Source organism: Candidatus Margulisiibacteriota bacterium (assembly GCA_031268855.1).
In the GTDB taxonomy this organism is placed as follows: Bacteria; Margulisbacteria; Termititenacia; order Termititenacales; family Termititenacaceae; genus Termititenax.
The window spans coordinates 1-7743 of record JAIRWS010000112.1 but is presented as its reverse complement, the minus strand read 5'-3'; the positions used below and the strand labels follow the sequence as shown (position 1 = coordinate 7743).

General features: G+C 48.6%; 14 protein-coding genes. 12 read left to right on the top strand and 2 right to left on the bottom strand.

Going from position 1 to position 7743, the window contains the following annotated elements; all coding sequences use genetic code 11:
- Positions 1 to 373 (bottom strand): hypothetical protein (locus LBJ25_06640; GenBank protein ID MDR1453631.1); only part of this gene is annotated, 373 nt, incomplete at its 3' end.
- A gap of 113 nt (positions 374 to 486) precedes the next feature.
- Here LBJ25_06640 and LBJ25_06635 point away from each other — a divergent pair.
- The 11 genes from LBJ25_06635 (at position 487) to LBJ25_06585 (ending at position 6546) form a co-directional block, all read left to right on the top strand.
- A complete protein-coding gene (locus LBJ25_06635; protein MDR1453630.1) occupies positions 487 to 810 on the top strand; it encodes a helix-turn-helix transcriptional regulator in 324 nt (107 codons plus the stop codon).
- A 20-nt stretch (positions 811 to 830) separates the two neighbouring features.
- The gene (gene purM, locus LBJ25_06630) at positions 831 to 1808 is read left to right on the top strand and encodes a phosphoribosylformylglycinamidine cyclo-ligase (protein MDR1453629.1); all 978 of its coding nucleotides are present in this window, start codon (positions 831 to 833) and stop codon (positions 1806 to 1808) included.
- On the top strand, positions 1801 to 2208 hold the full coding sequence (locus tag LBJ25_06625) for a hypothetical protein (protein MDR1453628.1): 408 nt from the start codon (positions 1801 to 1803) through the stop codon (positions 2206 to 2208). The genes purM and LBJ25_06625 overlap by 8 nt, the downstream gene beginning before the upstream one ends.
- A 117-nt stretch (positions 2209 to 2325) precedes the next feature.
- Entirely contained in the window at positions 2326 to 2508 is a 183-nt protein-coding gene (locus LBJ25_06620; protein MDR1453627.1) for a type II toxin-antitoxin system HicA family toxin, read from the top strand.
- Positions 2505 to 2927 carry a type II toxin-antitoxin system HicB family antitoxin gene (locus LBJ25_06615; protein ID MDR1453626.1) on the top strand — a complete coding sequence of 141 codons (423 nt, stop codon included), beginning with the start codon at positions 2505 to 2507 and terminating at the stop codon, positions 2925 to 2927. The genes LBJ25_06620 and LBJ25_06615 overlap by 4 nt, the downstream gene beginning before the upstream one ends.
- Positions 2928 to 2974: 47 nt before the next feature.
- Positions 2975 to 3520, top strand: a complete 546-nt coding sequence (purN, locus tag LBJ25_06610; protein MDR1453625.1) for a phosphoribosylglycinamide formyltransferase — start codon at positions 2975 to 2977, stop codon at positions 3518 to 3520.
- Between the two features lie 52 nt (positions 3521 to 3572).
- Positions 3573 to 3824, top strand: a complete 252-nt coding sequence (locus LBJ25_06605) for a DUF6364 family protein (protein MDR1453624.1) — start codon at positions 3573 to 3575, stop codon at positions 3822 to 3824.
- Positions 3821 to 4258: a PIN domain-containing protein gene (locus LBJ25_06600; GenBank protein ID MDR1453623.1), complete on the top strand. Its 438-nt coding sequence runs from the start codon at positions 3821 to 3823 to the stop codon at positions 4256 to 4258. Before LBJ25_06605 ends, LBJ25_06600 begins: the two co-directional genes overlap by 4 nt.
- 11 nt (positions 4259 to 4269) lie before the next feature.
- Positions 4270 to 5439, top strand: coding sequence for an NADP-dependent malic enzyme (locus LBJ25_06595; protein ID MDR1453622.1), 1170 nt, complete (start codon positions 4270 to 4272; stop codon positions 5437 to 5439).
- A gap of 61 nt (positions 5440 to 5500) precedes the next feature.
- A complete protein-coding gene (locus LBJ25_06590) occupies positions 5501 to 5953 on the top strand; it encodes a mobile mystery protein A (GenBank protein MDR1453621.1) in 453 nt (150 codons plus the stop codon).
- Positions 5944 to 6546: a mobile mystery protein B gene (locus LBJ25_06585; protein MDR1453620.1), complete on the top strand. Its 603-nt coding sequence runs from the start codon at positions 5944 to 5946 to the stop codon at positions 6544 to 6546. The genes LBJ25_06590 and LBJ25_06585 overlap by 10 nt, the downstream gene beginning before the upstream one ends.
- Before the next feature lie 9 nt (positions 6547 to 6555).
- On the opposite strand, the gene LBJ25_06580 is transcribed toward LBJ25_06585, so the two are convergent.
- Entirely contained in the window at positions 6556 to 7299 is a 744-nt protein-coding gene (locus tag LBJ25_06580; GenBank protein MDR1453619.1) for a hypothetical protein, read from the bottom strand.
- A 129-nt stretch (positions 7300 to 7428) separates the two neighbouring features.
- On the opposite strand from LBJ25_06580, the gene LBJ25_06575 reads away from it, so the two are divergent.
- On the top strand, positions 7429 to 7743 hold a 315-nt coding region (locus LBJ25_06575; GenBank protein ID MDR1453618.1), incomplete at its 3' end, for a helix-turn-helix domain-containing protein.

The window sequence follows — 7743 nt, the reverse complement described above, 5'->3', positions numbered from 1 at the left end:
CCACCGCTTTTTCCGTGGGTATACTGTCATCGCTGGCGTTCGTCGCGGTGTCTATAGTCGTGGTTCTGGTCAGCGTGCCGAGCGTTCCCGCCGTCCCGGAATAAGCCACGATATTTTTGGCTATGTCAGCGGCAAGCTTATCCTGCTTGTCGTTCCTCAGCGCGTCGAGGTTTTTCCCGGCCAGTTTGGCTGACGGGTAATAACTGTCGCTGGAATTAGCGGTCAAAGCATCCACCGTGTCGTCCGTCGAAGAAACCTGCTTGTTGGTCACTTTTTCCTTGGTATTCAGCGCCGCGGCCATGGTTGCCGCTGAAAGCGGAGCGCCTTTCGTAATCCCGGTATAAGTGTCACTGTAATTGCTTGCGTTTGCCATAAAAATACCCCCTTGTTTTAGATCAGGCTATAAGACCTCATCATTGCTAATAGCAATTATACTTCTTGATAGCCATTTGTCAATATACTTGCTAATAGCCTATATAATTACTTATGGATTTGCGGCAGGTTTTTATTCACAATCTAAGAAGTTTGCGGCAAAAAGCGGATTTATCCCAGATCGAATTATCGTTGAACTGCAATATGGGGCTCAATTATATCGGCGAGATAGAAAACGGACGTAAGTTTCCGTCCGTACAATTGATCCAGAAAATAGCAGACGTTTTGCAGGCGCCGCCGCATTTGCTTTTTTGGGACGAGCAAAATAAGCACAACAAAACCCGACTGCGTCCCCGGCCACTCGTTCCGGATGCCCTCAAGAAAAATATGGCCGAGCAGCTGACCGCCGCGATTCACAGGGTAATAAAAGAATACTAAAAGTGTGTTAAAATTTCCGCATGTCTGACAAACCCCATTCCTACAAAGCCGCCGGTGTCGATGTGGAGGCCGGTTACGCGGTTGTCGAAAAGATCAAAAAACACGCCGCTTCGACGCATATCCCCGGCGCGCTGGGCAATATCGGTTCTTTTGCCTGTTTTTTTCAGCCGGATTTGCGGGGCTACAAGGAGCCGGTGCTCGTCGCCAGCAATGACGGCGTGGGCACCAAGGTCAAGCTGGCTGTGGCTCTCGACAAACACGATACGGTCGGCATTGATCTGGTGGCCATGTCGGTCAATGATTTGATCTGTTCCGGCGCGGCGCCGCTGTTTTTTCTGGACTATATTGCCGTGCACAAAGTCAAGCCGGAGCAGGTGGAGCAGATCGTCGCCGGCATCGCCGAAGGCTGCCGCCAGTCCGGCTGCGCGCTTATCGGCGGCGAGACGGCCGAGATGCATGATGTTTATCAGCCGGGCGATTATGACCTGGCCGGTTTTGCGGTAGGTCTGGTCGATAAGGCCAAAATTTTGACCATTGATAGAGTGCGGGCGGGCGATGTGGTCGTCGGCCTGCCGTCGTCAGGTCTGCACAGCAACGGCTACTCTCTGGTGCGCCAGGTCTTAAGCACGGACGATTATGCCGAAATGCTGACGCCCACCAAAATTTACGTGAAAGAAATTTTAGGTTATCTAAAGTCCGGCGTGGAAATCCACTCCATCGCCAATATTACCGGCGGCAGTTTTTACGAAAAACTGGCGCGCGCCATACCGGCTCAAACTAACGCCGTGCTTGACCCGCAAAGCTGGGAGCCGCCGCCGATATTTAAAAAAATACAAACCGCCGGACAGATCGCGCTTAAAGAAATGTACAGCGCGTTCAACATGGGTATCGGCATGTGCTTGATCGTCCCGCCGAGCGCGGCCGCGCAAATCAGCGGTAAGGTTATCGGGAAAATTGTTGAGGGGGATAAAACTGTAATAATAAAAGGTATTGGTTAATGTTCCTATTATATATTCGTATGTCTCCGCGCGGGACAGAGAACAACTGGACATTGCGGTCAACAATGGCGTTAAAATTATTGCCGAACTTTTCGCCCCGGACAATATTGTTGACCGTGTGACAGTTGAAGAACTTAAAGGAATGCCAACGATCGAGTTTCATTTCGATGTTGGCGAAAAAAGGGAACAGTATATCGCGGAATTAAGAGCATCTCTGGCAAGTAAAAATATTCCAACTGTAGAATTGTTCTCAACTCCATCTGGCTGGACAGTCAATGTGGAAGCTAAATATTTAAACCCAGATATTGACCCGCGGTTTCTACAAAATGAAGCGGACAAATATCAGGTAGAGCGCCAGGCGATGTTTGGTTATTTCAATTTTTCCAGCATTTCTAAATAACCGCTGATTTAAAAAGCCCCGGAATGATAACCGGGGCTTCCCTACCTCGTTGTACAAAATTGTGGTGATATAACAAGGCAGTTGACAAATACTACTTATATGTAGTATTATAAGTTCATGCCTTTAACAGGAAAGCAAATGTTGAAGCTGTTGTTGAAAAACGGCTGGACATTGGATAGGGTTAGCGGTTCGCATCATGTTTTACAGAAAGCGGATAAAACGCTGGTTGTCCCGTATCATGCCAAAGATTTGGGCAAGGGTTTGGAAAAGAAAATATTAAAGGAGGCTGGATTGAAATGAAAGCATATCCTGCGCATATTTGGAGAGAAACTAATAATACTTACAGCGTTGAGTTTCCCGATCTGCCGGGTTGTTTTACCTGTGCTGATACTTATGAGGCAGCCGTGCTTGCGGCGCATGAAGCCCTGAATGGTTATCTCGAAAGTTTGGATTCTCGTAAATTGTCTATTCCCGCGCCGTCTCGGGTGGCCAAAAATATGGTGCCGGTCAAACCAAGTTTGGCTGTTTCTTTTGCGATAACTCTGAAGCAGGAGCGAGAAAAACAAGGCTTGACCCAAAAAGAAGTTGCTAAACGATTGGGTGTTAATTGGAGCGCTTATCAACGTATAGAAAATCCACGCCGTACCAACCCGACTTTGACGACTGTCGAAAAACTCCAAAAAGTGTTCGGCGCCAGATTATTAAGTTTTTCCGCATAACTTTTTTTGTGTTAAAATTCTGTAAGTCTTTTTAAGAAAGGTGTCCAATGTTCCGCCTTGCTGTCCTCATCTCCGGTCGCGGTTCCAATCTGCAAGCCATACAAAAAAATATCGAGAGCGGAATTTTGCGGGGTCAGGCGCGGATCGCTGTGGTGATTTCCGGTAGAGAAAATGCCGCCGGACTGACTTTTGCCAGAGAACATGGCTTGAAAACCGCTGTTTGTCCGGCGGAAAAAGACGTGCTGGCAGAATTAGCAAAACACGCTGTGGATTTAATTTGTCTGGCTGGTTATCTGCGCGTCCTGTCCGCGGATTTTGTCGCGCGATACGCCGGAAAAATAATCAACATTCACCCGACGCTGCTGCCGAAATATCCCGGGCTGCATGTGCACGAAAAAGTTTTAGCTGCCGGCGACGCGGAATCCGGCTGCACCGTGCATTATGTGGATGCCGGAGTCGACACCGGAAAGATCATCGCGCAAAAGAAAGTTCCTGTTCGGCCTAGCGACACGCCTGAGACGCTGTCCGCGCGCGTGCTGGAGCAGGAGCATATTTTGTATTCGGAGGTGATTTTGCGGCTGGCCGGAGCATAAAGCATTGACAATTACGTAACTAAATTATATATTATTACGTAGGAGTTTAAGTATGTACACAAAATTAACTTTAAATGTTGAAAAGGCTGTGGTGGAAAACGCCAGAATTTACGCCAAACAGAAGCAAAGAAGCATTTCTAAATTAGTGGAAGAATATTTGGCCTCAATATCTGCTGACACAAAAGACGAAGAAAATATAAAACTGGAGCCGCTGACTAAAAGGATAGCCGGAATTATCAGCGTTGATAAAAATTTCAATTACAAGGAAATTCTGACCGAAGCCTTAATGGAAAAACACCTATGAGAGAAAAGCTTTTTTTTGACAGCGATGTTGTCATTGATGTTTCGCTCCGTAGAAATCCGTTTTTAACCGATGCGGTGAAACTAATAAATCTTGTGGAAGCAGGAAAATACAGAGGCTATACTTCGGCAATCGTGTTTACAAACACATATTATGTGCAGAGAAAATTAACTAATCACCATACAACGGTGGCTTTTTTGCGAAAACTGCGGTTGATCTTGACTGTTTTAAATGTTGATGACCTTATAATACAAAAGGCTCTGGAGTCGGGATTTGCTGATTTTGAAGACGCTGTGCAGTATTTTACCGCCGTGCAGAACAAGATAGATTACATAATCACCAGAAATACCGAAGATTATAAAAAGTCTACAATTCCGGTTTACACTCCCGCAGAATTTTTAAAAATGACAGAACTTAAAAAAGGCGGACACTTTTAAAAAGGAGCATTATGCAAAAAGTAAAAGAAAGCGCTCTGGAAGAAATATTAAAAATCCATGAGAATGGCAAGATCAATGTTGCCAGCAACGCGCCGATCAAGGATTACGAGACTTTGTCGATGGTCTATACTCCCGGCGTGGCCAGGGTCTGCAAGGCTATCGAAGCTGAGCCCGCGCTGGCCAAAAAATATACTATCGCCGGTAACACTGTTGCTATTGTGACAGACGGCACGGCGGTGCTGGGGCTCGGTGACATCGGCGCGCTGGCTGGATTACCAGTCATGGAAGGCAAGGCCGCGCTGTTCCGCGAGTTCGGCGGTGTGAACGCTTTCCCGATACTGCTGGCTACTAAAGACACGGATCAGATCGTGGAGACGATCCTGCATATCGCGCCTACTTTTGCCGGCATCAATCTGGAAGATATTGCCGCGCCGCGCTGTTTTGAGATAGAACGCCGCTTAAAAGAAAAATTAAATATTCCAATCTTTCATGATGACCAGCACGGCACGGCTGTCGTAACGCTGGCCGGTTTGCTGAATGCGCTCAGGGTTGTCGGTAAAAAACTGGAAGAGGTAAAGATCGTCATCAACGGCGCGGGCGCGGCCGGACTGGCCGTGGCCAGGCTGCTGCTGGCCAGCGGCGCGCGGCAGATAGTCCTGTGCGACCGCGAGGGAGCGATCTACGCGGGGCGCGCGGGACTGAACTCCGAAAAAACACTTCTGGCCGCGCTGACCAATTCGGAAAAATTATCCGGCTCTGTAAATAAAATATTGGCCGGGCAGGATGTGTTTATCGGTGTGTCGGCTAAGGATGTTCTGACCGCCACGGCCGTCCAGAGCATGAACAAAAATGCGGTAGTTTTTGCTATGGCCAATCCCGACCCGGAAATAAGACCGGAGTTAATAGCGGACAGCGCGGCGGTTATCGCCACCGGCCGTTCGGATTATCCCAATCAGATCAATAATGTGCTGTGTTTTCCGGGCATGTTCAAGGGGGCTTTTGCCGCGCGCGCGACTGACATCACGCGGGAAATGTGCCTCGCGGCCGCGCGCGCGATCGCCGCCTGTGTCGCGGAAAAAGACCTGCGTCGGGATAACATTATCCCGTCCGTCTTCGACAAAAATGTGGCGTCAAACGTGGCTGACGCCGTGGCGGCGGCGTGGGCTGGCTTAGTATTTTAATACTGTAGTATTCAATAATTGTTGACATTTTAATATTATAGTATTATAATCTTGTATAGCTATGGATACTAAAAACAGCAAATTATTATTGGAGCAGCTGGATCGCAGGCTGCGCGGTAAATCTGTGTCTCCGCCGCCTACCGGCTGGATATACGCCGTGCGCACGGCTTGGGGCATGTCCCGCCGCCAGCTGGGTAAGCGTTTGCATATTTCCGCGCAAAGCGTCAAAGACCTGGAGGAAAACGAAGCGTCCGGCGCAGTTTCCCTGAATAGATTGCGAACGGCTGGTCAGGCTTTGGGTTTGCAATTCAGTTATTCCCTGCGGCCCGTGGCCGGATCTCTGCAAAAAATTCTGGAGCAGGCGGCGCAAAAAGCCGCTGAAGAAATCGTTCGGCGTACTTCGGCAAATATGCAGCTCGAGCAGCAGGGCAATTCCTCGGCGCGACTGAAAAAGGCTGTCCGTGATAAGACCGAGGAATTGATGCGTGAAATTCCAGGTTATTTATGGGAATAGATTTGATTTATAGCGCGGGCCAAACGCCGCTGGACGAAGATGAAAAAGATGGGCTGCTTATTCCGGCCTTATCGACCAGAGAGGAACTGGACGAGTTTGAGCAGCGCAATATAGAGGACGCGGTGGAGTGGTCTTTGAAACAGCGCGGTCTGAAAGTCGAGCAAATTCTTACCAATAAATTTTTGCAAAATTTGCACCAGCGCATGTTCGGCAAGGTCTGGCGCTGGGCTGGGCGTTTTCGTGTTACGAATAAAAACCTGGGTGTAGACAAGACCGACATCGTTTCCGAAATTAAAAAACTGCTGTCTGACTGCCATTACTGGATAGAACATTCGGTTTTTTCTCCAGATGAGATCGCTGTGCGTTTTAAGCACAGGCTGGTGAGCATTCATCCGTTTGTTAACGGCAATGGACGCCACTCGCGGTTAATGGCGGATATTTTGATCTCTAGCGGCTTGGGCTTGCCGGTATTCACTTGGGGCGGCGCGGTTTTGACCGCCAGCTCGCAGATCCGACTACGATATTTACAGACGCTGCGGGCGGCGGATAACAAAGATTATTCTCTCTTGCTGGCTTTTGCCCGGCAAAAATAACCCCTCCGCCTACACATACTCTTTCATTTTCTTAATGTAAATCACCGCGTAATAATCCGGCATATTGTTAAAATTCGTGCCGGAGCCGGCGCTGCTTACGGAGCCGGAAATAGTTGAGTTGCTGCTGTTGACAGTGTGCGTGTGCGAGCCGCCCTCCGCCGCCGAGCCGGAAAGAGTGTGAGTATGCGCTCCGCCATTGTCTATAGTGCCTGAGACAGTGTGCGTATGATCTGCGACTGAGGATGTTGTGTATATCTTGCTATCGTACCTGCCATACTCATCGCTAGAACTGTCTGTAGATGCTGGAGTCTGATTATGGGTTGTATCGTGCACGGTCACTGTATGCGAGTGTCCGCCAGCCAAAGCCGCGGAGCCGTTGGTGAGGGTGTGATTATGTGATCCGCCGTCAGCTGTGTTGCCGCTGAGCGTATGCGTGTGCGCGCCGCCGTCGTTGAGCGTGAGTCCTGTCAAAGACATGTTGGTTAAACTATGGTTGTGCGCGGGCAGATTGCTGGCGGTCAGGGACAGCCAGTTCGCGCCAGCCGCGGTCTCGCTGCCATTGCCTTTGAGGAATTTGTCCCGCAGATCCGGCGTGCCGTTCTGTCCATCGCAGATATACCAACCGCCGCGGCCATTCGTCCAGCTGCCGTCCATCATGAGTATCGCCCCCACCGGAAAAAAAGTCAGATTGGTGATGTCCGAGGCCAGCAGCGGGCTGCCTGTTTCTACTTTGGTGTGTAATATTCTTGTCATGTAAATTCCCCCTTTATTATCTAATAGTGTGTTTTTATAGTATTATTACTTATAAAGTAATAATACGATTATATACCACAGTACGTAATTGTCAAGTGAATATTACCTGTCAGAATTATTTAAATGTCAATGAATCTAAGAAAGATTTTTATCAATAATTTACGGCGTATTCGTAAGGGCGCTGGCCTTTCCCAGTTTAAACTGGCAGAGCTCTGTGACACATCTCTGAGCTATATTGGCCGCATCGAGATAGGCGTGTGTTTTCCGTCTATTGATATGGTCGAAAAAATAGCCAAAGCTCTGAAAATTCGGCCGTATCATTTATTTTTGGATGAACAAAATATCAATGGCAAACTCAAGCCATTGTATTGGAAACCAGCCATACCGGAATTTGTCAAAAAAGAAGTGCTGGCCAAACTCAACGCGGCGGTGCAGGTGGTGCGG